General features: G+C 71.8%; 25 protein-coding genes and 1 pseudogene. 16 read left to right on the top strand and 10 right to left on the bottom strand.

Annotation, left to right across the window (positions count from 1 at the left end):
• Positions 1-23: 23 nt before the first annotated feature.
• Complete coding sequence (locus CEQ11_RS11265; RefSeq protein WP_087134499.1) at positions 24-698, bottom strand: TrkA family potassium uptake protein; 675 nt, start codon at positions 696-698, stop codon at positions 24-26.
• Positions 691-2,181 (bottom strand): TrkH family potassium uptake protein, encoded by a 1,491-nt coding sequence (locus CEQ11_RS11260; protein ID WP_088478657.1) that lies wholly within the window; start codon positions 2,179-2,181, stop codon positions 691-693. Before CEQ11_RS11260 ends, CEQ11_RS11265 begins: the two co-directional genes overlap by 8 nt.
• A gap of 175 nt (positions 2,182-2,356) precedes the next feature.
• On the opposite strand from CEQ11_RS11260, the gene CEQ11_RS11255 reads away from it, so the two are divergent.
• The 3 genes from CEQ11_RS11255 to CEQ11_RS11245 all read left to right on the top strand — a co-directional run bounded on the left by CEQ11_RS11255 (position 2,357) and on the right by CEQ11_RS11245 (position 4,339).
• Positions 2,357-3,607 (top strand): acetoin utilization protein AcuC, encoded by a 1,251-nt coding sequence (locus CEQ11_RS11255; protein WP_070640260.1) that lies wholly within the window; start codon positions 2,357-2,359, stop codon positions 3,605-3,607.
• Positions 3,608-3,793: 186 nt separating this feature from the next.
• Positions 3,794-3,892: a 30S ribosomal protein bS22 gene (locus CEQ11_RS11250; RefSeq protein WP_005504750.1), complete on the top strand. Its 99-nt coding sequence runs from the start codon at positions 3,794-3,796 to the stop codon at positions 3,890-3,892.
• A 165-nt stretch (positions 3,893-4,057) separates the two neighbouring features.
• Entirely contained in the window at positions 4,058-4,339 is a 282-nt protein-coding gene (locus CEQ11_RS11245; protein WP_088478656.1) for a glutaredoxin family protein, read from the top strand.
• On the opposite strand, the gene CEQ11_RS11240 is transcribed toward CEQ11_RS11245, so the two are convergent.
• Positions 4,340-5,170, bottom strand: a complete 831-nt coding sequence (locus tag CEQ11_RS11240; RefSeq protein WP_088478655.1) for a hypothetical protein — start codon at positions 5,168-5,170, stop codon at positions 4,340-4,342.
• 104 nt (positions 5,171-5,274) lie between these two features.
• On the opposite strand from CEQ11_RS11240, the gene CEQ11_RS11235 reads away from it, so the two are divergent.
• From CEQ11_RS11235 to ccsB, 5 genes are all read left to right on the top strand, one after another.
• On the top strand, positions 5,275-5,949 hold the full coding sequence (locus CEQ11_RS11235; protein ID WP_088478654.1) for a histidine phosphatase family protein: 675 nt from the start codon (positions 5,275-5,277) through the stop codon (positions 5,947-5,949).
• A gap of 199 nt (positions 5,950-6,148) precedes the next feature.
• Positions 6,149-6,763 carry a TlpA disulfide reductase family protein gene (locus tag CEQ11_RS11230; protein ID WP_088478653.1) on the top strand — a complete coding sequence of 205 codons (615 nt, stop codon included), beginning with the start codon at positions 6,149-6,151 and terminating at the stop codon, positions 6,761-6,763.
• Positions 6,764-6,774: 11 nt separating this feature from the next.
• Complete coding sequence (locus CEQ11_RS11225; protein WP_102957529.1) at positions 6,775-7,533, top strand: cytochrome c biogenesis CcdA family protein; 759 nt, start codon at positions 6,775-6,777, stop codon at positions 7,531-7,533.
• On the top strand, positions 7,530-9,185 hold the full coding sequence (locus CEQ11_RS11220) for a cytochrome c biogenesis protein ResB (protein WP_070638926.1): 1,656 nt from the start codon (positions 7,530-7,532) through the stop codon (positions 9,183-9,185). Before CEQ11_RS11225 ends, CEQ11_RS11220 begins: the two co-directional genes overlap by 4 nt.
• 2 nt (positions 9,186-9,187) lie before the next feature.
• Complete coding sequence (gene ccsB, locus CEQ11_RS11215) at positions 9,188-10,285, top strand: c-type cytochrome biogenesis protein CcsB (protein ID WP_088478652.1); 1,098 nt, start codon at positions 9,188-9,190, stop codon at positions 10,283-10,285.
• A 199-nt stretch (positions 10,286-10,484) separates the two neighbouring features.
• Here ccsB and CEQ11_RS11210 read toward each other — a convergent pair whose 3' ends face one another.
• Positions 10,485-10,973 (bottom strand): PLDc N-terminal domain-containing protein, encoded by a 489-nt coding sequence (locus CEQ11_RS11210; RefSeq protein WP_088478651.1) that lies wholly within the window; start codon positions 10,971-10,973, stop codon positions 10,485-10,487.
• A gap of 74 nt (positions 10,974-11,047) precedes the next feature.
• Here CEQ11_RS11210 and CEQ11_RS11205 point away from each other — a divergent pair, with 74 nt between their 5' ends.
• Positions 11,048-11,323 (top strand): DUF4229 domain-containing protein, encoded by a 276-nt coding sequence (locus CEQ11_RS11205; RefSeq protein ID WP_087133848.1) that lies wholly within the window; start codon positions 11,048-11,050, stop codon positions 11,321-11,323.
• A gap of 258 nt (positions 11,324-11,581) precedes the next feature.
• Here CEQ11_RS11205 and CEQ11_RS11200 read toward each other — a convergent pair whose 3' ends face one another.
• The 5 genes from CEQ11_RS11200 to CEQ11_RS11180 all read right to left on the bottom strand — a co-directional run bounded on the left by CEQ11_RS11200 (position 11,582) and on the right by CEQ11_RS11180 (position 17,341).
• Positions 11,582-12,454, bottom strand: coding sequence for a 1,4-dihydroxy-2-naphthoate polyprenyltransferase (locus tag CEQ11_RS11200; protein WP_067191485.1), 873 nt, complete (start codon positions 12,452-12,454; stop codon positions 11,582-11,584).
• Positions 12,455-12,554: 100 nt separating this feature from the next.
• On the bottom strand, positions 12,555-13,199 hold the full coding sequence (locus CEQ11_RS11195; RefSeq protein ID WP_088478650.1) for a GNAT family N-acetyltransferase: 645 nt from the start codon (positions 13,197-13,199) through the stop codon (positions 12,555-12,557).
• Positions 13,200-13,367: 168 nt separating this feature from the next.
• Complete coding sequence (locus CEQ11_RS11190) at positions 13,368-14,627, bottom strand: AMP-binding protein (protein ID WP_088478649.1); 1,260 nt, start codon at positions 14,625-14,627, stop codon at positions 13,368-13,370.
• A 148-nt stretch (positions 14,628-14,775) separates the two neighbouring features.
• A complete protein-coding gene (locus CEQ11_RS11185; RefSeq protein WP_227718855.1) occupies positions 14,776-16,302 on the bottom strand; it encodes a TrkA C-terminal domain-containing protein in 1,527 nt (508 codons plus the stop codon).
• A 70-nt stretch (positions 16,303-16,372) separates the two neighbouring features.
• Positions 16,373-17,341 (bottom strand): 1,4-dihydroxy-2-naphthoyl-CoA synthase, encoded by a 969-nt coding sequence (locus tag CEQ11_RS11180; protein WP_088478647.1) that lies wholly within the window; start codon positions 17,339-17,341, stop codon positions 16,373-16,375.
• Between the two features lie 233 nt (positions 17,342-17,574).
• Between CEQ11_RS11180 and CEQ11_RS11175 the strand changes: the two genes are divergently transcribed.
• The 3 genes from CEQ11_RS11175 to CEQ11_RS11165 all read left to right on the top strand — a co-directional run bounded on the left by CEQ11_RS11175 (position 17,575) and on the right by CEQ11_RS11165 (position 20,986).
• Entirely contained in the window at positions 17,575-18,288 is a 714-nt protein-coding gene (locus CEQ11_RS11175) for a PadR family transcriptional regulator (protein ID WP_088478646.1), read from the top strand.
• A gap of 101 nt (positions 18,289-18,389) precedes the next feature.
• Positions 18,390-19,148 carry an ABC transporter ATP-binding protein gene (locus CEQ11_RS11170; RefSeq protein ID WP_227718922.1) on the top strand — a complete coding sequence of 253 codons (759 nt, stop codon included), beginning with the start codon at positions 18,390-18,392 and terminating at the stop codon, positions 19,146-19,148.
• Between the two features lie 128 nt (positions 19,149-19,276).
• Positions 19,277-20,986: an FtsX-like permease family protein gene (locus CEQ11_RS11165; protein ID WP_102957528.1), complete on the top strand. Its 1,710-nt coding sequence runs from the start codon at positions 19,277-19,279 to the stop codon at positions 20,984-20,986.
• A 26-nt stretch (positions 20,987-21,012) separates the two neighbouring features.
• Here CEQ11_RS11165 and CEQ11_RS11160 read toward each other — a convergent pair whose 3' ends face one another.
• On the bottom strand, positions 21,013-21,255 hold the full coding sequence (locus CEQ11_RS11160) for an antitoxin VbhA family protein (protein ID WP_019174038.1): 243 nt from the start codon (positions 21,253-21,255) through the stop codon (positions 21,013-21,015).
• Positions 21,256-21,479: 224 nt separating this feature from the next.
• Here CEQ11_RS11160 and CEQ11_RS13200 point away from each other — a divergent pair.
• From CEQ11_RS13200 to CEQ11_RS11145, 4 genes and pseudogenes are all read left to right on the top strand, one after another.
• A pseudogene (locus CEQ11_RS13200) lies at positions 21,480-21,617 on the top strand (helix-turn-helix domain-containing protein); the annotation flags it as partial.
• Positions 21,618-21,632: 15 nt separating this feature from the next.
• The gene (locus tag CEQ11_RS11155) at positions 21,633-22,007 is read left to right on the top strand and encodes a TetR/AcrR family transcriptional regulator (protein WP_227718921.1); all 375 of its coding nucleotides are present in this window, start codon (positions 21,633-21,635) and stop codon (positions 22,005-22,007) included.
• Positions 22,004-22,363 (top strand): multidrug efflux SMR transporter, encoded by a 360-nt coding sequence (locus tag CEQ11_RS11150; protein WP_046746592.1) that lies wholly within the window; start codon positions 22,004-22,006, stop codon positions 22,361-22,363. Before CEQ11_RS11155 ends, CEQ11_RS11150 begins: the two co-directional genes overlap by 4 nt.
• Complete coding sequence (locus CEQ11_RS11145; protein ID WP_088478642.1) at positions 22,363-22,680, top strand: multidrug efflux SMR transporter; 318 nt, start codon at positions 22,363-22,365, stop codon at positions 22,678-22,680. The genes CEQ11_RS11150 and CEQ11_RS11145 overlap by 1 nt, the downstream gene beginning before the upstream one ends.
• Positions 22,681-22,750 lie beyond the last annotated feature (70 nt).

The following is a 22,750-nucleotide window of genomic DNA, read 5'->3' as shown; positions in this document are numbered from 1 at the left end:
AGCGGTCGGCGCGCCGGGACCTCTCAGGGCCGCGCGGCGAAGCGCTCGATCAGGTCTGTGTGGCCGGAGACGATCAGCGTGTCCCGCGGGCCGACCTTGGTGTCCGGCTGGGCGTAGGTGAACTCCTCGCCCGGGGTCTTCACGCCCACGATCGTCACGCCGTACTTCTTGCGCACGTCCGACTCGGACAGGGTGAAGCCCACGGTCTCCGTCGGCGGGTGCATCTTCACGATCGCGAAGTCGTCGTCGAACTCGATGAAGTCCAGCATGCGCCCGTTGACCAGGTGTGCGGCGCGCACGCCGGCGTCGAACTCCGGGAAGATGATGTGGTTGGCGCCGATGCGGCGCAGGATCTTGCCGTGCGCGGCGGTGATGGCCTTGACCCAGAGGTGCGGGATCTCCAGGTCCACGAGGTTCACGGTGATCAGCACCGAGGACTCGATGGACGTGCCCACGCCCACCACCGCGGCGGAGAAGTCCTCCGCGCCGAGCTGGCGCAGCGCCTCGGCGTCCGTGGCGTCCGCCTCCACCACATGGGTCAGCGTGGACGCCCACTTCTGCACCAGCACCGGGTCCTTCTCGACTGCCAGCACCTCACGTCCCTGGGCCACGAGCTCCTGGGCGGTGGCCGCGCCGAAGCGGCCCAGGCCGATCACGAGGACGGGGGCATGGGGGTCGATGCGCTTCTGGTCAGCCAAGGATCGGCCTCTCGACGGGGTAGCGGTAGAGCACACGGCGCTGGCGCAGGGCCAGGGCCGCGGCGAACGTGATTGTACCGACGCGGCCGGCGAACATCAGGCCCGTCAGCACGTAGACGCCGGCCGGCGGCAGCTCCGCGGACAGGCCGGTGGACAGCCCGCAGGTGGCGAACGCGGAGATCGCCTCGAACAGCGCCCGCTGCAGCTGCTCCTCCGTCATGGCGAGCACCGTCAGGGTGGCCGTGAGCACCAGGGTGGCGCCGAGGGCCAGCACCGAGATGGCCACGCGCAGGGTCTCCGAGGCGATGGTGCGCCCGTGGACGGTGACCTCCTTGTCACCGCGGGCCTCGGCCACGATCGCCAGGAACATCACGGCCAGCGTGGTGACCTTGATGCCGCCGGCGGTGGAGGCCGAGCCTCCGCCCACGAACATCAGCGCGTCCGTCAGCAGCAGGGTCTCCGCGGTCTGGGCGTTCACGTCGATCACCGAGAAGCCGCCGGAGCGGGTCATCACGGAGGCGAACAGGGACTGGCCGATCTGCTCCGGCCCGCCCATGCCGGCGAGGGTGTCCGGGTTGGTGTGCTCGAAGAGCCAGATGAAGACCGCGCCCAGCACCAGCAGGATGAGGGTGACCTCCACGGTCAGCTTCGTGTGCAGGTTCCACTGCCTGTAGCGCCAGCCCTTCTGCATCAGCACGAGCACCACCGGGAAGCCCAGGGCGCCCACGAAGACGCCGAGGCCGATCAGCGTGAGCAGGTAGGGCTCGTGGGCGAAGTCGCTCAGGCCGTTGGGGTGCAGACTGAAGCCGGCGTTGTTGAAGGCGCTCACCGCATAGAAGACGGCGTGCCAGAGCCCGGCCCCCACCGAGCCGGCCTCCGCGATGAACCGCGGCGCCATCAGTGCGGTGAGGACCAGCTCCGCGGACAGCACCGTCACCACCACCACGCGCAGCAGCGTGCCGACCTCGCCCACGTGGCCCGTGGTCATGCCGCCCTCCTGGGTGAGCAGCTTGGACCGGACGCCGAGGTGACGGGAGACGGCCAGCGTCAGCAGGGACGCCATGGACAGGATGCCCAGGCCGCCGATCTGGACCGCCACCAGGATGATCACGTGGCCGAGCGTGGACCAGTGCTCTGCCGTGTCCACCGTGGTCAGGCCCGTCACCGAGACGGCGGAGACGGCGGTGAACATCGCGTCGTGCAGCGGCGTGGGGTGGCCGTCCCGTGCCGCGAACGGCAGGGACAGCAGGGCGGTGAAGACCGCCGAGACCAGGGCGAACGCCGTCAGCGCGGAGCGGGCGGGCGAGGACCCGGCCAGGTGCTTGACCGTGTGCGAGGTGCGGCGGACCGCCGCGCGGACGCCGCGGCCGGACTCCAGTGAGGAGGAGTTCCACGGCTGGGGACGGCGTCGCCTCACCGGGCGGGGGCGCGGCACCGATCGGTGCACCGCGGGAGGCAGGCGGCGTGGACGGGCAGGGGCCATGGGTCGACAGGCTACCCGTGGACCGGCCTCGTGTACGCGGGCGCGCTTCCGCGGCCGCACCACGTGTGGTGCGCACGCGGGGGCGTCACCCGTCCGTCATGCGGGGCGCGTCACCTGTCCGTCATGAAAGGCCCTCGACAGGCGTGAGGGGGCGCACAGTCGTAGGCTGTGAGTGATGAGTGCCACGTCTTCACCCAGTGATTCCCAGCCGGCAGCGGTCGTCTGGCACTCGGACCTGCTCAAGTACCGATTCAGCGCCGAGCACCCGATGGCCCCGCTCCGACTCGATCTCACCCACCGTCTGATCGAGTCCTTCGACCTGCTCTCGGGCGAGAACGTGCGGATCATCGAACCGCCGGTGGCCACGGACGAGCAGCTCCAGCTCGCCCACGCCCCGGAGTACATCGCCGCGGTGAAGGCCGCCTCCTCGGGCGGCACGGAGGACGAGGAGCACGGCCTCGGCTCCGAGGACTGCCCGATCTTCCCGGACCTGCACGAGTCCGCCGCGCGCATCGCCGGCGGCACGCTGGCCGCTGCCGAGGCCGTCTGGTCCGGCGAGGTCAGGCGCGCAGTGAACTTCTCCGGTGGCATGCACCACGCCTCCCGCAAGGCGGCCTCCGGGTTCTGCATCTACAACGACTGCGCCGTGGCCATCCAGCGTCTGCTGGACCTGGGCGCCGAGCGCATCGCCTACGTGGACGTGGACGCCCATCACGGCGACGGCACCCAGTCGATCTTCTACAACGACCCCCGCGTGCTGACGATCTCCATCCATGAGACCGGGTTCGCCCTGTTCCCCGGCACCGGGTTCGCCAACGAGGTGGGCGGACCGGAGGCGCTCGGCTCGGCCGCGAACGTCGCCGTCCCGGCCCGCACCGGTGACGCCGGCTTCCTGCGGGCCACCCACGCCACCGTCCCCCAGCTGCTGCGCGCCTTCGCCCCGCAGGTGCTCGTCACGCAGCACGGCTGCGACTCCCATCACGCCGACCCGCTGGCGGACCTGCGCCTGTCCGTGGACGGTCAGCGTCAGCTCGCCTTCGACCTGGCGGACTGGGCGGACCAGTTCTGCCAGGGCCGGTGGATCGCCACGGGCGGCGGCGGCTACAACCCGCTGAAGGTGGTGCCGCGCGCCTGGGCCCATCTCACGGCGATCGTGCTGGACGCCCCGATCCCGATCAGGGCCGAGATCCCGCAGGCGTGGGTGGACCACGTGACGTCCCTCACCGCGGACGAGCTCACCGGAGACATGTCCTCGGCGCCGGAGGACGAGGAGGGCCGCATCCCCACCACCATGGGAGAGGGGGCGGACGTGTGGTGGCGCTCGTGGGAGGTCGGCTACGACCCGTCCGACCCGGTGGACCAGGCCATCATGGCCACCCGCAAGGAGCTCTTCCCGTACCACGGCCTGGACCCCTGGTTCGACTGAGGCCTGCCGCGCCGGCGTCCGCGGATCCGCGTGGATTCGCGCGCTGCAGGCGCGCCCGGTATTGTGGCGGGGAACGTTTTACAAGCGTTCCACATCCGGTGGAATGCGGGTCGGCCCGGCTGTCCAGTCAGCTCGGTGCGGTCCGAGTGACCCCGCCGACCGTCGCCCCCGACATGAGGAGACCCCATGGGTTCTGTGATCAAGAAGCGCCGCAAGCGCATGTCGAAGAAGAAGCACCGCAAGCTGCTTCGCAAGACCCGGCACCAGCGTCGCAACAAGAAGTGACGCCTGCTCCGGAGAGCAGATGCGAGGCCGCCGTCCCGTTCGGGACGGCGGCCTCGCTCTGTTCCGAGGGCCGTGCGGTGTGCGCTGAGCCTGCGCGGGGTCCTGCCGGGCCTCGTGACGCTGCGCCCGGCGGTCGTTGCCCGCGGTGCCCGTAGGGTGGTGTGCATGGACTCTGACACCACGACGGCGGCCGCCGCCTCCGCCATTCGCCCTCGCGTCCAGCTGCTGGTCAAGGAGGGGTGCCACCTGTGTGCGGCCGCCGTGGAGACGGTCGCGGAGGTCTGTGGCCGGCTGGGGGAGGCCTACGAGCTCCTCGACGGCGCCGAGCACCCGGAGCTGGCCGAGCGGCATGCGGAGGAGATCCCGGTGCTGTTCGTGGACGGCGTCCAGCGCGACTTCTGGCGCGTGGACCCGGCGCGGCTGGAGCGGATGCTCACCGCCGCCTGATCACTTCACGCGCATCGACTTCGCCCAGGCCCGCTGACGCATGTACTCGGTGGAGTCTGGGCGGTAGGCCATCACGATGCCGCCCACGCCCAGCAGGACCCACACGATCTCCAGGCCCGGCATGCCGCCGAGCAGGCTGGTGAGCATCATCAGCAGCGAGAGCGCTGCCAGCACGGTGCCGACGATGCGTGCGGGGCGGGAGCCGGAGCGGATCTTGAAGGCGACCAGCAGGTACAGCACCAACGCCACCAGGGCGAAGGCGGTCATGAACCCGGGCATCATGTCCACGGTCGTCTGCATCATCTGCTCGGCCTCGGTGCCGGTGAGGCCGGAGGCCTCCACCTGCTGGCGGGTGACGTCCTCGACGATGGCCTTGCCCTCCGGGGTCGTGAGCGCGAAGGCACCGGCGAGCGTGGAGCCGACCATGACGACCGCGGCCGCGATGATCAGCCAGAACGCCACGGTGATGGACGTGGGCCGCACCGGCTCCTGCACCGGGCCGCCCCACTGCTGGCCGGGCTGCCCCCACTGCTGTCCGGGCTGCCCCCACTGCTGCTGAGGGCCCCACTGCTGCCCTCCCGAGCCGTTCCAGCCCGGCCCGCCCGGCGGCGGGGGAAAGTCGCCCTGCTGCGGCTGCTGCCACTGCTGCGGCTGCTGTCCGGGAGCGCCGGGCTGCCCCTGCGGTCCGCCGTACGGGTCCTGGCCGTAGGGGTTCTGCCCGTACTCGGAGCCGGCGCGGTACTCCTGCCCGCCCCCGCCCGAGCCGTAGGAGCCTGCGTTCGCACCGCCGTACTCCTGTCCGTAGCTGGGGCGGTCCTGGTTCTCGCTCACGGCGGTGTCCTTCCGTCGGCGTCGGTCGGTCTGCGCGGTCGCGCGGCCTGTGGCCTCCCACGCTAGTGCCTGTCGGCTCTCCGCGTCTCTGACAGACTGGGGACATGAGCGTTCTGGCCACGGTGCATCTCGTCCGTCACGGTGAAGTCTTCAACCCGGACCGCGTCCTCTACGGGCGCCTGCCGGGGTTCGGCCTGTCCGACCTCGGCCTGCAGATGGCCGACGGTGTGGCCGAGTGGTTCGTGGAGCGGGCGAACCGCATTCAGCGCCAGCCGGCCATCGTGGCCGCTTCCCCGCTGCAGCGCGCGAAGCAGACCGCGGCCCCCATCGCCGCGGCGTTCGGCAAGAAGCTGGAGACCGAGCCGAACCTGGTCGAGGCGGAGAACGCCTTCGAGGGCATGTCCAACGTGGCCGCCACCCTGAAGTCCACCCCGAGCCTGTGGCCGAAGCTGCGCAACCCCGCACGCCCCTCCTGGGGCGAGCCGTACATCCAGCAGGTGCAGCGCATGGTGGAGGTCGTCCAGCGCTCCCGCGACGTCGCGGTGGACACCCTGGGCCCGGGCGCCGAGGCCATCCTCGTCTCACACCAGCTGCCGATCTGGGTGACCCGCCTGGCCACCGAGGGGCGTCCGCTCATGCACGACCCGCGCCGGCGCGAGTGCACCCTCACCTCCGTGACCTCCCTGGTCTTCGAGGACGGCCGCGAGCGGCCGCGCGTGGAGTACCACGAACCCAATGCGCACCTGCTCGCCCAGGCCGCCAACCTGCCCGGCGCCTGAGACGCTCCGCGCCCCCTCCCCGACGACGGCCCCTCGCCTTCACGCCTGCCTCGCCCCGCCCGGGGCGAGGGGACGGACGCAGGTGCGGGGCCGTCGTCGTGGAGTCCGTCTTCAAGGTTCCGGTCAGGATGGGCGGGCAGACTAGACTGGTCAGAATCCCTGAGGCTGTTTTCCGCGCCTGTGACGAGGAGGTACCTCCATGCCCGTGTCCCGTCTGACCCGTCGACGTCTGCTGGCGGGACTGGGCTTCGGCGCGGCCGCCCCGCTGCTCGTGGCGTGCGGGGGAGGAGACGACGTCCTGGCCGGCCAGGCCGGCAACGCGGACGGCAAGAACTACATCGCCGGAGACGGCTCCGTGGCCGAGTACGCACAGGCAGAGCGCTCGGAGCCGGTGGAGTTCTCCGGCGCCCTCTTCGACGGCACCGAGGTGTCCGCCGAGTCCCTGCGCGGCGCCCCCGCTGTGCTGAACTTCTGGTACGCCGCCTGCGCGCCGTGCCGCATCGAGGCCCCGCACCTGGTCTCCCTCCACGGGCAGTTCGCGTCTGAGGGCGTGACGTTCCTCGGCGTGAATGTCCGGGACACCGCCACCACGGCCCGGGCCTTCGAGCGCACCTTCGAGATCCCGTACCCCTCCATGGAGGACCTCTCCGGGGACGTGCTGCTCGCCCTCTCCGACTTCGTGCCTCCGCAGGCCGTGCCCTCCACCCTCGTGCTGGACGCCGAGGGCCGGGTCTCGGCCCGTGTGCTCGGCGCGGTCGAGGAGGGCACCCTGCGCGCCCTGCTCACGACCGTGGTGGACGAGCAGGGGCAGTGACCTCAGCGCCGATGCAGAACAACCCCTTCGCCGAGGCGGTCCTGGACGGATCGCTGCTGGTCGCCGGGCCCATCGCGCTGCTGGCCGGCATCGTGTCCTTCCTGTCCCCGTGCGTGCTGCCGCTCGTGCCCGGCTACCTCGGCTATGTGACTGGCCTCGGGGGAGAACGCCTCGAGGACCGCCGACGCAGCCGCCTGGTGCTCGGCGCCGTGCTGTTCGTGCTCGGCTTCTCCGCGGTGTTCGTGCTGGCCGGCGTGATGTTCGCGCAGATCGCGTTCTGGCTGCAGCGGGACGGAGAGTGGGTGACCCGCCTGCTGGGCGTGGCGGTGATCCTGCTCGGCATCGTCTTCCTCGGCCGGTTCGATCGGCTCCAGACCGAGCGCCGCCTGCACCTGAAGCCCGCGGCCGGACTCGTGGGTGCACCGCTGCTCGGCATGACCTTCGGCCTCGGCTGGGCCCCCTGCATCGGCCCGACCCTCGCCGCGGTCCTGGCCATGGCCGCCGCCGGGGCGGACGGGGCGGCCGGCCGCGGGGCCCTGCTGGCCTTCGTCTACTGCCTGGGCCTGGGCCTGCCGTTCATCCTCATCGCCCTCGGCGTGGAGCGCGGGATGAGCGCCCTCGCCTTCTTCCGCCGCCACCGCCGCGCCGTGCAGGTGTTCGGCGGCGTCCTGCTGATCGTCCTCGGCCTGGTCATGGTGACCGGCCTGTGGAGCACGTGGACCCTCCAGCTGCAGACCTGGTTCCAGAACGAGGTGAGTCTTCCCCTGTGAGCACCCGAGCGAAGAAGGCCGAGGCGGCGCTGCCGACGCTCGGCGCGAAGGAGATGGCGCGCTGGGCCTGGACCCAGCTCACCAGCATGCGCACCGCGCTGATGCTGCTGCTCCTGCTCGCCGTGGCCGCCGTGCCCGGCTCCCTGGTGCCGCAGCGCCGGGCCGGCCCGGAGATCGTGGACCAGTGGATCGAGGACAACCCGTTCTGGGGCCCGATCCTGGACTTCCTGCAGTTCTTCGACGTGTACACGTCCGTGTGGTTCTCCGCGATCTACCTGCTGCTCTTCGTGTCCCTGGTGGGCTGCGTGGTGCCGCGTGCGATCAAGCACGTGAAGGTCATGAAGTCCCCGCCGCCGCGCACGCCTCGCCGGCTGTCCCGCCTCCCGGAGTCCGGCACCGTGGTGCTGGAGGAGGAGGGCCCGGCACCGGAGCAGGCGGTGGCGCAGGCCAAGGCCTGGCTGAAGAAGCGCGGGTACCGCGTGGCGGACCACTCCGACGAGCGCGGGCCGTCCGTCTCCGCCGAGCGCGGCTACCTCCGCGAGATCGGCAACATCGTCTTCCACTTCTCGCTGATCGGCGTGCTCGTGTTCATGGCCTACGGCGGCATGACGAAGTACACCGGCCAGAAGATCCTCGTGGAGGGGGAGGGTTTCGCCAACAACCTGGTGGCCTACGACTCCTTCACTCCGGGCACGTACTTCAACGCAGACCAGCTGAAGCCCTTCTCCCTCAAGCTCGAGTCCTTCGACGCCGTGTTCGAGCGCCAGTCCGAGACCCACTACGGCCAGCCGATCGACTACACCGCGCGCATGGAGGTCCGCGAGGGCCCCGGCGCAGAACCCGCGGAGGAGATCCTCAAGGTCAACAGCCCCCTGGACGTGCACGGTGTCCGCGTGTACCTCGTCGGCAACGGCTATGCCCCCGTGGTGACCATCCGCGACGGTGAGGGGGACATCGCCTTCCAGGGCCCGGTGGTGACCCGGGTCCAGGACCAGATGTACACCTCCCTGGCGGTCATCAAGGCCCCCGACGCCACGCCGGACCAGCTCGGCTTCGTCGGCCTGTTCCTCCCCGCCGCCGTGGAGGGCGAGGACGGCGTCGCGGTCTCGGTGGACCCGGAGCTGCTCAAGCCGCAGCTGATCCTGAACTCCTACTACGGCGACCTCGGCCTGGACGCCGGCGTCCCGCAGAACGTGTACGTCCTGGACACGGAGAACCTCACCGAGCTCAACAGCCGCACGAACTCGAACGGCGGCATCACCCTGGACGAGGGACAGACCTACGAGCTGCCGGACGGCAAGGGCTCCATCAGCTTCGACGGCGTCCGCCGCTACGTCGGCCTGGACCTGCACTACGACCCGGGCAAGTGGGGCGTGGGCGTCTTCGCCGCCACCGCCCTGATCGGCCTGGCCGTGAGCCTGTTCGTGCGTCGCCGCCGCGTCTGGGTGCGGGCGGACACGGACGAGGCAGGCCGCACCAGGGTGGAGTACGCCCTGCTCGCCCGTGGCGAGGCCACCGGCCTGCGCGCGGAGAACGTCGCGCTGCGCTCGGCCATGGAGAAGATGTGGCCGGTGACCGCTCCGGAGAGCGACAATGGACCTGAAGGCGAGGGTGACCCTGCGCCTCGCCACACCCCTGGATCAGGAGTCTGACCGTGTTCAACCCGACGGCCCCCGTCAACGAGCAGCTCGCCCTGTACAGCGATCTGTTCATGCTCATCGCCGCCCTCGTCTACGCGGCCTCGTTCATCGTGTTCGCCGTCGACATGGCGGTGGCCTCGACCACCATCAAGCGCCTCGAAGAGGAGCTGGCAACCGAGCGCGACCTGGCCCGCCACGCACAGCGCTCCGCCGTCTCCGTGGGCGGCCGCGGCGGCGGCTCCACCGCCCTGCTGGACCGTGATCCGGCCGACTCCGCTGCGCTGGACCGCACCGGGGACGGTGCCGAGTCCGACCTGGTGGACGAGGACATGGACTACACCGGCCGGGGCCGGCGTCCGATCGCCAACGTGGCGGTGGCCGTGCTCGGCATCGGCTGGGCCCTGCACGCCTTCGCCGTGGTGGCCCGCGGCCTGGCCTCCCACCGTGTGCCGTGGGGCAACCTCTACGAGTTCATGACCACGGGCGCCCTGCTGGTCACGACCGTCTACCTGATCTTCCTGTTCCGCAAGGACCTGCGCTTCGTGGGCACCTTCGTCACCGGACTCGTGGTGGCCATGATGTGCGCCGCCACCATGGGCTTCCCGACCCCGGTTGGCCACCTGCAGCCGCCGCTGCAGTCCCCGTGGCTCGTGATCCACGTGTCCATCGCCGTGCTGTCCACCGCGCTGTTCACCCTGACCGCCGCGATGTCCATCCTCCAGCTGGTCCAGTCCAACGCCCAGAGCCGCATGATGCAGGGCAAGGGCACCTGGTCCTTCCTGCGCCTCGTGCCGACCGCCGGCGCCCTGGAGAACTGGTCCTACCGCATCAACGCCGTGGGCTTCGTGATGTGGTCCTTCACCCTGATCGCCGGCGCCATCTGGGCCGAGGCCGCCTGGGGCCGCTACTGGAACTGGGACACCAAGGAGGTGTGGACCTTCGTGATCTGGGTGGTCTACGCCGCCTACCTGCACGCCCGCGCCACCCGCGGCTGGACCGGCAACCGCTCGGCCTGGCTGTCGATCATCGGCTTCGCCTGCATCGTGTTCAACTACACGATCGTGAACATGTACTTCCCGGGCCTGCACTCCTACGCCGGCGTCCCGGAGTGAGCCGGGACGACCGCTGAGACGTCCTGAACACGGACGTGGGGCCCCGGACCGCATCGGTCCGGGGCCCCACGTGTGTCTGCGATCGGCCGGCGGCGCTCCTGCCTCAACGGGCTGCGGTGCTCCTGCCCTCAGCGGCCAGCGGCGCTCCTGCCCTCAGCGGGCGGCGGCGCGTCTGTCTCAGCGGGCAGCGGGCCTGCCCTCAGCGGCCGGTCGGGGAGTCCGTGCCGGTCTCCTCCGGGCCGTCCTCGCCGTCTGTGCGGCCCGCACCGTCCTCGCCGTCCGGGCGGCCGCTGCCGCGGTGGTCGTCTGCCCCGCCGTCGCCCGAGCGGCCCTCGGAGCCGGACCGCTCGCGCAGGCGGCGCTCCCGCTCGTCGAGCTGCTTCGCACGGCGTTCCAGGTCCGCCTCGCGCTGGTCCTGGCGGCGCTGGACGCGGAGGTTGCGCAGGAACTCCTCGTCGTCGTCCGGGGCGGACATGCGCGGCTCGGCGTGCGCGGCGGAGGCCGTGCGGGCCCGGCCCAGGATCAGCCAGAGCAGGGGACCGACCAGCGGCAGCAGCAGGACCACCAGGAACCACACCGCCTTCGGCATCGAACGGACCTGGTGCTTCGGCGTCAGCAGCAGCTCGAAGAGGCAGTAGAGCGTCAGGGCCACGATGACGATGATCGCGGGGATGAGGAAACGGGGCATGGGGACCATTCTAGGAATCGGGCGGGGCGTCGTCCGCCCAGGCAGTCCTCACCGGCCGGGCCTAGAATGGCGGGGTGCGTTTCCTCCTCTACGGCCTCATCCGCATCGTCGTGTTCGTCGGCGTCTGGTACCTCTGCATGGCGATGGACCTCGGCATGGTGCTGTCCGTGCTGGTGGCGTTGATCCTGTCCTTCGCGGTCGGCTACCTGGGCCTGCGCCGGCTGCGTGACGGCGCCACCGAGGACATGGCGGCCTGGCGTCGGGGCGTGTCCCGGAACCGCCGCGGCAGGACCGAGCAGGCCGATGCCGAGGCCGAGGACGCCTACACCGAGGGCCGTTTCCGCAGCTGAGCCACCCGGTTCCCTGCCGTCAACTGGTGAGGACACGCCCTCTGAGCCGGGACTCCGGGCCCTGATGACGGTGAGTCCTCACCAGTTGTCGAGGGGCACCCCCTGTTTCCCGACGACGGCACGCGCCTTCCATCCGCACGTTCGCCGTGGCCTCCGCCCGGCTCGGCCGGGACGACCCGACCCCACGAGAACGGCCGCCCACCTGCGCCGGTGGGCGGCCGTCGTCGTTGTCTGCGGCCGTCTGGCCGGGGGAGCGGCTCAGACGGTGAGGCAGGCGATGACGAACAGGATCGCCCAGAAGATCCCGACCGTGGAGGTGGCCTTCAGGACGGGGATGAGCCTGCGCGGGTGGTCCGCCTTCAGGACGGTGCGGGACGGGATCCACGCCAGGGCCGCGGAGAGCACGGTCAGCGCGAACCAGCCGGAGGCGCCGAGCAGGACCAGGGGAAGCAGGGTGGCCACGGCCATCATGCCGATGTAGCCGTAGCGGGCCGGTCGGTCGCCCACGCGGGCGGCGAGGGTCATCTTGCCGACCTCGCGGTCCGTGGGGATGTCCCGGATGTTGTTGGCCATCAGCAGGGCCGTGGAGAACAGGCCGGAGGAGACGGCGGCGACCCAGGCGGCCGCGTTCAGCTCGAGGGCCTGCGTGTAGGTGGTGCCGAGGCCGGCCACGAGGCCGAAGAACACGAACACGAACACCTCGCCCAGGCCCAGGTAGCCGTAGGGCTTGGAGCCGCCGGTGTAGAACCAGGCGGCGGCCACGGCGGCGGCACCGACCAGCAGGAACCACCAGGTGCCGGACAGGGCCACCAGGAAGAATCCGGCGAGCATGGCCACGCCGAAGCAGGCGAACGCCGCGTTCTTCACGTTCTTCGCCGCGGTCTGCTGGGAGGCGGTGAGGCGGAAGGGGCCGACGCGGTCGTCGTCGGTGCCGCGGATGCCGTCCGAGTAGTCGTTGGCGTAGTTCACACCCACCTGCAGGGCCAGGGCGACGACCATCGCCAGCAGCCCGCGGCCGAGGTGGAAGCCGTCCAGGGTGTGTGCGGCGGCCGAGCCGGTCACCACGGGCACCACTGCCATCGGCAGCGTGCGCAGGCGAGCGGCGGCGACCCACTGGGACATCGTGGCCATGGGTGCGGTGGACCTCCTGGTTCCGTGCAGGGCGGCCGCGGTGCGAGTCGGCCACCGGTCATTGTCCCACGCGAGTCGACGGCGGGCGGGCCCGGCGGCGTCAGGCGTGGGAGGGGATCCTCCACATGCCCAGCTGGTGATCGAGCACGGCCCCGTCCACGATGCCCTCCGGGATCTCGAGGACCTGTCGGACCCCGAACCCGAAGCGGCGGTACCAGCCCTCCAGGTGCGGCTCGCACTCCAGGTAGGCAGGCATGCCCCGCGCGTCCACGTGGGCCAGGCCGTCCTCCAGGAGCAGGGTGCCGAGGCCCCGGCCGCGGGACCGGTCGGCTGTGGCGACCACGGCGAGGTACCAGTGCGGCTCGGACGGGTGGGACTTCACGGCGACGGCAGAGCCGCGCCCGCTGACCGTCATCAGGCGCACGGTGCCGCGCAGGCCCAGGGCGCGGACCATGCCGGGCAGCGCCTGGAGACCGCGGAGGGTGGAGGGCCGCCAGTTGCCGGGGGAGGACCAGAAGGCGGCGGCGGTCACGCCGTGCTCGTCCTCAGCGAGCCGGACACGGCCACCGCGGGCCAGGGCGTCGGCGAACATGCCGCGGTACAGGGCGGCCATGACGGCCCGGCGTTCGCCCCGGTCCGGGATCAGCTCGGTCCACAGCGGCAGCGTGGACAGGGCCTCGGCGGCGACGGCCGCGAGGGCGTCGAGGTCGGCGGCGGTCGCGTCGCGCAGGTGGGGGGAGCTCATGGGACCAGCCTACGGAGGAGTTGCGCTCAGCGGACTGCGTGCACCGGCCGCTGCATCGTCGCCTGCGAGACGCCGCCTGGTCGAAGGCGCTGGCGAGCAGGGCCGCGGCGGTGAGGAGGTCGGGGCGGGTCAGGTCACGGGGCGGGGCAGCAGGTACGGCCGCTGAGCCTAGGCGGCGGCGAACTGTGCCGTGAGCGCGCGCCGGTCCGGCTTCCCCGTGGACAGCAGCGGCAGGGCGTCCAGGGCCAGCCACGTCTTGGGCGTCGCAGGCCCGCCGAGTGCATCCTTCACGACGACGGCCAGTCGCCTCTGCGTGTCCTCGCGCCAGGCGTGTGCCCCCTGCGCGGGGACGACCGCCGCGCAGAGCCGCTGGCCCCACTCCGGGTCCTCCACGGCGCCGACGAAGACGTCCGCGACGTCCGGATCCGCCTCGAGCACGGCCTGCACCGCGGCGGCGGAGACCTTCACGCCGCCGGTGATGACCACGTCGTCTGCGCGGCCGGTCACGGCCAGGCGGGGGCCGTCGTCGTGGATCAGGCGGCCGAGGTCCTCGGTGAGGAAACGGGCAGGAAAGGAATCGTCCGGGTGGTCGAAGCAGGCGGCGGTGCGGGCGGGGTCGTCCAGGTAGCCGGCGGCGACCATGGGGCCGGCGAGGCGGATGCGGCCGACGCCCTCCTCGTCCGGGTCGAGGATCTCGGGGGCGACGCCGGGCAGGGGCAGACCGTCGTAGACGCAGCCGCCGCAGGTCTCGGCCATGCCGTAGGTGGCGGTGAGCCGGATCCCGGCGGCCTCGGCGGCGGCGCGCAGGGGACCGGCCAGGCGGGCCCCGCCGACGAGCACGTGGTCGAAGCCGCCCAACGCCTCCCGTCCGGCCGGGTCCGCGTCCTCGGCGAGCAGACGGGAGACCTGGGTGGGCACGAGGGAGACGAGCCGCGGCCGGCCGTCGTCCGGCAGCTGTGCGGAGGCCTGCGCGAAGGCGGTGGCGGTGAAGGGGCCGGCGGGCAGGGGCACGACGTCGGTGCCGGCGTCGATCGCGCGGGAGAGGACCGCCAGGCCGGCGACGTAGTGCAGCGAGACCGCGAGGAGCCAGTGGCCGGTGCCGGCGGTGAGGGAGCCGGGGGCGGTGCCGGCGGTGGGGGTGATGGCAGTGGGGGAGCCGGGGCCGCTGCCGCCGAGGCGCGAGGCGGTGGCGGCGGCCGAGGCGCGCAGGGCGGAGGCGGTGAGCACGATCTGCTTGGGGGCACCCGTGGAGCCGGACGTCCGGACGACGGCGGCGGCGTCCGGATGGCCGCAGCGGGCGGGATCCTTGGCCTCGGGGCGGGGCAGGACACGGCCGTCCTCGGTCAGCTCCACCGGGTCGCCGGTGCCCTCCAAGGCGGCGGCGAGGGCCGCGCGGGCGGCGGCGAGCTGGTCTGCGGTGACGGCCATGGCGGGACTCCTGACAGAGGCGGACGGCGGACAGAGGTCGGGCGGCGGACAGAGGTCGGGCGGCGGACAGAGGTCGGGCGGCGGCGGTCCGGGCGGACCGGCCGGCCGGAGGTCGGGCGGCGGTGGTCTGGGCGGACCGGCCGGCCGGTCAGAGCATGAACGGCACGGTGGCGATCTTGACCACCATGATCAGGGCGAACAGCTGGGCGTACCCCTCGGTCACGCGGGCGTCGGTGGAGCGGGAGAGCGCGTAGTCCAGGATCGCCGGCTGGCCCGTGATGCCCGCCAGCGCCCCATAGGTGCGATCCACGGACTGCCCCAGCAGCCGTGCCGCGGCGATGAGCATGGCCGCGGTGAGCGCGGTGAGCACGGCGGACATCAGGATGGCCAGCCCGCCGACCCGGGTGAACACCGTCTCGATGAACGCCGGGCCGGCGGCCAGGCCCACCACGCCCAGGAAGAGCATGAGGCCGAACTGCCGCAGCGTCAGCGCGATCTCCGTGGACGGTTCCCACACCGTGGGTCCCGTCCGGCCGATCGCGCCGAGGGCGAGGCCGACGAGGATGCACCCGGCCGCCGGGCCGAGGGAGAAGGAGGCCCCGCCCGGAAGCGGGATCGTCACCATGCCCAGCAGGTAGCCCAGCGCCATGCCCGTGCCCAGGGAGATCCAGTCCAGGTTCGAGAGCCCCCGCGTGGAGTTGCCGAAGAAGTCGCGCACCGCCTCCATCCGCGGCGCGGTGGTCACGATGAGCACCCGGTCGCCGACCTTGAGCTCGGTCTGAGGGGTGGCCAGCGACTCGACGTCGTCGCGCCGCAGCCGGGCGACGTCGGTGCCGAAGCGCTCGCGCAGGGACAGCGTGCCCAGGCGGCGGTCGGCCAGGGCACGGGCCGTGACGATGACCATGGAGGTCTGCAGCGGGTTCATCACCTGAGCCGGGTCGGCATCGGTGAGGCGGCCGAAGGGCTGCATGGCCTCCTCGATGTTCTTCTCCGTGCCGTCCAGGACGACCTGGTCCCCGGGCTCGATCCGGGCGGCGGAGCCGGCGATCCGGGCCACGCCGCCGTGGCGCAGCGCCACCACGCGCACCAGCCCCTCGGAGATCCCCGGGATCTCCCGCAGGGCGATGGCGGAGGTGGCGGTCGCGACGGTGAAGCGCAGCTTGCCGTCGGTCACCGGCGCCGGATCTCGCGGGGAGCTGCTCCACGGGCGGGCGGCGAGCAGGGTGATCGCGATGATGGTGCCGACCACGCCCACCAGGTAGGACAGCCCGTAGCCCACGGCCGGGGCCTGCCCGCCGGTGAGCTGGTTCGCCAGCGCCATCGCCGGCGTCGCGGTGAGCGACCCCGTCCACACGCCGATCGCCGTCGGCAGGTCCAGGTCGACCAGCGCGGCCAGCGGGTGCACCGTGAAGGCGGTGATGATCACCACGAGGACGGCGGCCAGCATCAGGGGCAGGTTGCGGCGCAGGTCCCGGAAGAACACCTTGCCGGCGCCGAGACCGATCAGGTAGGCGAACAGGGCCAGGCCGAAGCTCTGGAACAGGGCCAGCTGGTCGCCGACGTCGGGCAGCACCGCCCCGACGAGCAGGCCCACGAACAGGGCTCCGGAGGCGCCGAGGCGGATCTTGCCCAGGGGGATGGTGCCGACGGCGGCGCCCAGGGCGACGGTGGCCATGAGGACGAGAATGGGCTGGTCGCTGAGCAGTTCGAGCACGGGCGGGTCTCCGTCCTGCCGTGGTGGTCGGTCAGAAGTAGTACGGGTACCGGGACCAGTCCGGGTCGCGCTTCTGCAGGAAGGCGTCGCGGCCCTCGACGGCCTCGTCCGTCATGTAGGCCATGCGCGTGGCCTCGCCGGCGAAGACCTGCTGGCCGTTCATGCCGTCGTCCGGGAGGTTGAACGCGAACTTCAGCATGCGCAGCGCCTGCGGGGACTGGCGGTTGATGTCCGCGGCGTACTCCAGGGCGACCTCCTCGAGGCGCTCGTGGTCCACGGCCTCGTTCACGGCGCCCATGGCCACCATGTCCTCGGCCGAGTACTCGCGGGCGGTGAAGAAGATCTCGCGGGCGCGCTTCTGGCCCACCTGGCGGGCGAGCAGGGCGGAACCGTAGCCGGCGTCGAAGGAGCCGACCGTCGCGTCGGTCTGCTTGAACTTGCCGTGCTGGCGCGAGGCGAGCGTGAGGTCCGAGACCACGTGCAGCGAGTGGCCGCCGCCGGCAGCCCAGCCGTTCACGACGGCGATGATCGCCTTGGGGGCGGTGCGCATCAGGCGCTGGACCTCGAGGATGTGCAGGCGGCCGGCGCGGGCCGGGTCGATGGTCTCGGCGGTATCGCCCTCGGCGTAGCGGTAGCCGTCGCGGCCGCGGATGCGCTGGTCCCCGCCGGAGCAGAACGCGTGGCCGCCGTCCTTGGGGGAGGGGCCGTTGCCGGTGAGCAGCACCGTGCCCACGTCCGGGGTCATGCGGGCGTGGTCCATGGCGCGGTACAGCTCGTCCACGGTGCCCGGGCGGAAGGCGTTGCGGACCTCCGGGCGGTCGAACGCGATGCGGACCGTGGGCAGGTCCCGGACCCAGTTGCCCTCGGCGTCCCGTTCCACCTGGCGGTGGTACGTCATGTCCTGGAAGTCGAAGCCCTCGACCACGCGCCAGCGCTGCGGGTCGAAGATGTCGGAGACCTTCTCGGGGACGGGGTAACGGGCGGCGTTCTGCTCGGTCATGGTGCCGAGTCTAGTGAGCGGCGGGCTCCGGGCGTCTTCGCTGACCACGGCCCCGGGCGATTTCTCTGGCGAAGGCCCCGGCGTTTTCGTTCGCGAAGCGGGAGGCGTCCGCCTCCCGCTTCGCGAGCGAAAACGGATCCGGCCGGGGGATTGACGCTGGGATTCCGGGTATGCACACTTGCTCATACCGGGTATGCATACTCGGAATCCCCTCGCTCGATCCGGAGGACCGCATGTCCGTCAAGCACTCCCTTCTCGCCCTGCTCACCCACGGGCCGCAGTACGGCTATCAGCTGCGCGCGGACTTCGAGGAGACCACCGGCGGCACCTGGCTCCTGAACATCGGGCAGGTCTACACCACCTTGGACCGCCTCACCCGGGACGGCCTGGTCGAGGACCGCGGCGACGACGGCGAGGGCCACCGCATCTACGCCCTCACCGACGCCGGCCGCGCCGAAGTCACCACCTGGTTCCGCACCCCGCTGGCCCCCACCACGCCGCCGCGCAACGAGCTGGCCATCAAGCTCGCCGTCGCCGTGACCACCGAGGGCGTGGACGTCCGCGAGGTCATCCAGGCCCAGCGCACCGCCACCCTGCGCAACCTGCAGGAGTACACCCGCGCCAAGCGTGCCGTCCCCGCGGACGCCGCCGGCGCCGACCTCGCCGGGCTGCTCGTCCTGGAGTCCCTGATCTTCACCGCCGAGGCCGAGGCCCGCTGGCTGGACCACTGCGAGGCCGCCGTGGTCCGCGCCTCCCGCAACCGCTCCCGGCGGGCCTGGGAGCGCGCCGAGCGCCGCGCGGCAGGCCCGGACGCCGTCCGGGGCGTCGTGGCCGACGCCTTCGCCACCGCCCGCGGCGGCGCCGCCCCGACCGGCGCGCCGGGCTCCGCCCGCGGCACCTCCTCCGCCGACATCTCCGCCTCCCGCACCGACGGGGACCTCCGATGAGCGCCCGCCGCGACGACGCGTCGCTGGTCACCGGCCTCACCACCGCCTCCGAGCGGAACGCCTCCGGTCCCCGCCAGGTCCTCGAGCTGGACCGCGTGGACATGGTCTACGGCACCGGCCCCACCGCCGTGGCCGCCCTCCGCCAGGTCACCCTCGGCGTCCACTCCGGCGAGTTCGTGGCCGTCATGGGCCCCTCCGGCTCCGGCAAGTCCTCGCTGCTGGCCGTGGCCGGCGGCCTGGACCAGCCCGCCGCCGGCGAGGTCTTCGTCTCCGGCACCCCGATGTCCCGCCTGTCCCTGGCCCAGCGCGCCCGCCTGCGCCGCCGTGTGGTCGGCTACGTGTTCCAGGACTTCAACCTCGTCCCCACGCTCACCGCCGCCGAGAACGTCGCCCTGCCGCTCGAGCTCGACGGCACCCGCCCCGCCGAGGCGCGGGCCCGCGCCGAGGAGGCGCTGGAGCAGGTCGGCATCGGCGAGCTCGCCGGCCGCTTCATGGACCAGCTCTCCGGCGGCCAGCAGCAGCGCGTGGCCATCGCCCGCGCGATCGTCGGCTCCCGCTCCCTCGTCCTCGCCGACGAGCCCACGGGCGCGCTCGACTCCGTCTCCGGCGAGGAGGTCATGGGTGTGCTGCGCGACCTCGCCGACGACGGCGCCGGCGTCGTCCTCGTCACCCACGAGGCCCGCCACGCCGGCTGGGCCGACCGTGTCGTCTTCCTGCGGGACGGCCGGATCGTGGACGAGTCCTCCGTGGACTCGGTCGACTCCCTCTTCGCCGTCCCCGGCGCCTCCGGCCCCGGCCAGAGGAACGACGACGGCCCCTCGCCCTCCGAGGGCACCGCACCCTCCGGCGGTGCCCGATGAGCCGCCGTCGGCCGGCGGCCCCGGCGTCCACGCCGGGCGGATCCCGACCACAGGGTCGGGCGGGCGACGCTCCCGAGGCGCGTGCCGCCGTCGGGAAGAGCGCCGGGGACCGGGCAGGCTCCCGCCGCGTGGCCCGACGGATCGCGCTGCGCGACGCCAAGGCCCAGCCGTGGCGGATGCTGCTGGTCATCCTGCTGATCGGGCTGCCGGTGTTCGGCGTGTCCCTGGCCGGCACCCTGCAGCTGAGCACCACGGCCGCCCAGCAGTGGCAGGCCGAACGCCGCTACGCAGGCTTCGACGGCGTGATCGAGCGGGGCACACTGGCGGACAGGCCGCCGGCGGAGGACCTCATCCCGGGTGTGAGCCCGGAGGACGCCGCCATGTACTTCCCGGACACCGAGGGCAGGTACACGGACGTGGACGCCTGGTTCCTCTTCGCCACCTCCGGCGTCCCGGAGGAGACGGTCCAGCAGGCCCGGGAGCTGTGGCAGCGGTCCGAGGGCCGCACGACCGAGCTGCCCGCGGGCGTCACCACCCACCGGGTGCTGGAGGCGGGCGTGGAGGTCGTCGTCGGGGAGGAGGCCGTCCTCGGACAGGTGCGCGTGGTGGACCCCGCGGACACCGCCCTCTTCGGTCCGGACTCCCGCTTCGACGTCCGTTCCGGCGGACTGGAGGACGACGGCGCCCTGGTCAACCGCGAGCTCAGCAGGCTCGTGGGCGAAGGGGACACCCTCACCGTCCGCGGCGGACCCCTCGGCTCGGACGCCTCCTTCGACGTGCCGGTCTCCGGCACCGTGGTGGACCGGGCGACCGATGACTGGCGGTGGGCGGACCTGCTGCCGGTGCCCGGGCTCGACGATCCGCAGCGGATGGTGCAGGGCACCCTCGTGGTCTCCTCCGAGTCCGTCCTGGGCCGGGCGCTGACCGGGTCCGGCTCGGTGGTCGACTACCTGGACGGGCCGGTGTCGGACGACTACCTGGACGTCCTCGCCTTCGCCCGCGCCGGCGACCGCGCCCAGTTCCTGCCGCTGCTGCACCAGCCGGAGAACCCGGGCACGCAGCTCGTCGACTCCGTCTTCTGGGACAGCGGCAGGCAGACGCTGGACGACGTCCTGATGCTGCCCCTGCTGTTCCTGGGGGCGTTGGCGCTGGTGGAGACCGGCCTGCTCGCCGGCGCCGCGTTCGCGGTGGGAGCCCGCCGCAGCCGTCGGGTGGGAGCGCTGCTCTCCGTGGTCGGCGCCGAGTCCGGCACCGTGGCCTCGATGCTCCGCTGGCAGGGCGTGCTCTGCGGCCTGATCGGTGCCGTGGGCGGCGGTCTGCTCGGCGTGGCGGCGGCGTTGGGGATCGTGCTCTCCGCCTCGGCGCGCGGTGTCATGCTGCCGCCGGCCGGGGTGCCCTGGGCGCTGGTGGTGGCCGCCATGGCGATCGGCGTGGTCAGCGCACTCGCGGCGGCATGGGTTCCGGCCCGGGCGATCGCCCGCCAGAACGCCTGGGCCGCCGTGCGCACCGCCAACACCGCCCCGCCGGCCCCGTCGAAGGCCCGCGCCGGCTACGCCCTGGTGCTGGTGGCGGTGGCGTTCGGTGCCACTGCGGCGGCGACCGTGTGGCTGCGCAGCCTGCGCACCCTCCCGGAGGTCAACGAGTTCTTCCCCGTCTTCGGCATGGTGCTCATGGTGTCCGTAGTGGTCCTGCTCGTCGGGGCGCTCCTGCTGATCCCCATGGCCGTCCACCTGCTCGGCCGGGCGGCCGGACGGCTGCCCCTGAGCCTGCGCCTGCGGTATGTTGCGCAGCACGCCATTGCGGGTCTGCGCGTTGTACGTCTCCGGGTAAAAGTATGACTCCCACGAATCGAACTGGTGCGGCATCAGAGCGTAGCGGCCGCTCCGGCGATGCGCGCCGCCTTAGCGGCGGTGCGCGCCTCGTAGTCCTCGAACGTCAGCGCGCCGCGCGTGTAGTCGATGAGGTCGGCCACGTCTTCGCGGTTCGGCTCCCATCCCTCATGCCAGCCTGCCGCGAGCGAGCGCACAACGGCTCGGCGCTGGTCAGCGTCGAGCTGGTCGAACAGCTCGGGCCAGCGGGCCTCTACGTCAAATGATGGTTGCGACATAATGCTGCACCTCCTGGTGTACTCCTGATTTTACCGGCCTGCCCGCAAACGGTATAGGTCGGGTTTCGGGTCGGGGTTGGTTTCGGTCATAGGTTTCGGTCGGTCAGATAACGGCGTGTCGCTGCCTCGGCGGGCCGTCCGGCACGGCTGCCCGAAAACGATCGTTTACGGCTGAGCCCGCAATCGGGTTGACTTACCATACGTATGGTACGTATATTCGAACTGTGCCAACCAAAATCGGACTTCTCGATCACGCAGTTGAAGTCCTTCGCCGCGGCGATGCCCTCACCCTCGATGCAGTCGCTCGCGAGGCGGGGTTGACGAAGCCCGGGGTGGTCCACCATTTCGGCACGAAAGAAGTTCTCACTGTCGCAGTCGTGAACCGCATCATCGACCGCTGGGAAGCGGATCTGCATACTCGGGCCTCGACGGATGCCGAGCCGATCGACAAGCTGCGCGCGTACGTCGACTACGCACTCAACGGCGACTTCGACTCCAGCGATCTCGCCCTGCTCGCGGACGTGAACCTGCGCGAGCGGTTGTCTGCTCTGTGGGCGGAACGCCTAACCCCGTGGCTCGGCAGCAACATCGACACTGACCCGGCGAGCCGCGCATCACTTCGCGCCGCCCGCCTGCTGGCCGACGGCGCGTGGTTCAACGCCGCGCTCGGCATCCCCACCGTCCGCGACGACGAACGATCCGTCCTACGCGCGATCGCCCTGCAACTCGTGAATGAAGGAGACCCCCAGTGACCAACAAAGCCAAAGGCTGGCTGTTCCTCATCGGCGCGATCGCCGCCGAGGTCACCGGCTCACTATCCCTCAAAGGTGCGCTCGACGCACCCGCCCTCTATGCACTCGTCGCAGCCGGCTACATCGGCGCGTTCGTGTTCCTCAGCCTCGTGCTTCGCACCGGCATGGCCCTCGGCGTCGCCTACGGCATTTGGGGAGCATCCGGGGTCGCGCTCACGGCACTTCTCTCCCTCATCATCTTCGGCGAACCGCTCACGCTCTTGATGGGCATCGGTATCGTCGTCGTCATCGCCGGAGTGCTGTGCGTCGAACTCGGCGCACAGGCCGGTCACAAGAAGAAGGCAGAGGTCGCGTGATGGTCTGGCTGTTCCTCATCGGCGCAATCGTCTTCGAGGTCGTCGGCACGCTCTCCCTGCGTATGGCCGTCGACAAGAAGCGCTGGTATGTCGGCGTAGCTGTGGGCTACGTCCTCGCATTCACCATGCTCAGCCTCGCCCTCGCCGGCGGCATGGCACTCGGCGTCGCCTACGGCATCTGGGCCGCATCCGGCGTCGCACTCACCGCCATCCTCAGCAAGTTCCTCTTCAAAGAGCCCTTCACCTGGCTGATGGGCCTCGGCATCGTCCTCATCGTCGGCGGCGTTCTCTGCATTGAACTCGGAGCCGTCCACTAACCCGGCGAGGCGGACATCCCCACGTCTAGCGCGATGGACAGCGAAACCGTCTGCCGAAAGCAACTTGCGG

The sequence above is a fragment of the Micrococcus sp. FDAARGOS_333 genome (genome assembly GCF_002206575.2).
GTDB classification, from domain to species: Bacteria; Actinomycetota; Actinomycetes; order Actinomycetales; family Micrococcaceae; genus Micrococcus; species Micrococcus lylae.
Note: the sequence above shows the minus strand (reverse complement) of the source record. Positions and strands in the feature narration are given on the sequence as shown.

Coding starts and splice junctions, on each gene's coding strand:
- CEQ11_RS11260 (WP_088478657.1), bottom strand. CDS start 2,181: ATGGCCCCTGCCCGTCCACGCCGCCTGCCTCCCGCGGTGCACCGATCG.
- CEQ11_RS11255 (WP_070640260.1), top strand. CDS start 2,357: ATGAGTGCCACGTCTTCACCCAGTGATTCCCAGCCGGCAGCGGTCGTC.
- CEQ11_RS11250 (WP_005504750.1), top strand. CDS start 3,794: ATGGGTTCTGTGATCAAGAAGCGCCGCAAGCGCATGTCGAAGAAGAAG.
- CEQ11_RS11245 (WP_088478656.1), top strand. CDS start 4,058: ATGGACTCTGACACCACGACGGCGGCCGCCGCCTCCGCCATTCGCCCT.
- CEQ11_RS11235 (WP_088478654.1), top strand. CDS start 5,275: ATGAGCGTTCTGGCCACGGTGCATCTCGTCCGTCACGGTGAAGTCTTC.
- CEQ11_RS11230 (WP_088478653.1), top strand. CDS start 6,149: ATGCCCGTGTCCCGTCTGACCCGTCGACGTCTGCTGGCGGGACTGGGC.
- CEQ11_RS11225 (WP_102957529.1), top strand. CDS start 6,775: ATGCAGAACAACCCCTTCGCCGAGGCGGTCCTGGACGGATCGCTGCTG.
- CEQ11_RS11210 (WP_088478651.1), bottom strand. CDS start 10,973: ATGCCCCGTTTCCTCATCCCCGCGATCATCGTCATCGTGGCCCTGACG.
- CEQ11_RS11200 (WP_067191485.1), bottom strand. CDS start 12,454: ATGGCCACGATGTCCCAGTGGGTCGCCGCCGCTCGCCTGCGCACGCTG.
- CEQ11_RS11195 (WP_088478650.1), bottom strand. CDS start 13,199: ATGAGCTCCCCCCACCTGCGCGACGCGACCGCCGCCGACCTCGACGCC.
- CEQ11_RS11190 (WP_088478649.1), bottom strand. CDS start 14,627: ATGGCCGTCACCGCAGACCAGCTCGCCGCCGCCCGCGCGGCCCTCGCC.
- CEQ11_RS11185 (WP_227718855.1), bottom strand. CDS start 16,302: ATGGCCACCGTCGCCCTGGGCGCCGCCGTCGGCACCATCCCCCTGGGC.
- CEQ11_RS11180 (WP_088478647.1), bottom strand. CDS start 17,341: ATGACCGAGCAGAACGCCGCCCGTTACCCCGTCCCCGAGAAGGTCTCC.
- CEQ11_RS11175 (WP_088478646.1), top strand. CDS start 17,575: ATGTCCGTCAAGCACTCCCTTCTCGCCCTGCTCACCCACGGGCCGCAG.
- CEQ11_RS11170 (WP_227718922.1), top strand. CDS start 18,390: ATGGTCTACGGCACCGGCCCCACCGCCGTGGCCGCCCTCCGCCAGGTC.
- CEQ11_RS11160 (WP_019174038.1), bottom strand. CDS start 21,255: ATGTCGCAACCATCATTTGACGTAGAGGCCCGCTGGCCCGAGCTGTTC.
- CEQ11_RS11145 (WP_088478642.1), top strand. CDS start 22,363: ATGGTCTGGCTGTTCCTCATCGGCGCAATCGTCTTCGAGGTCGTCGGC.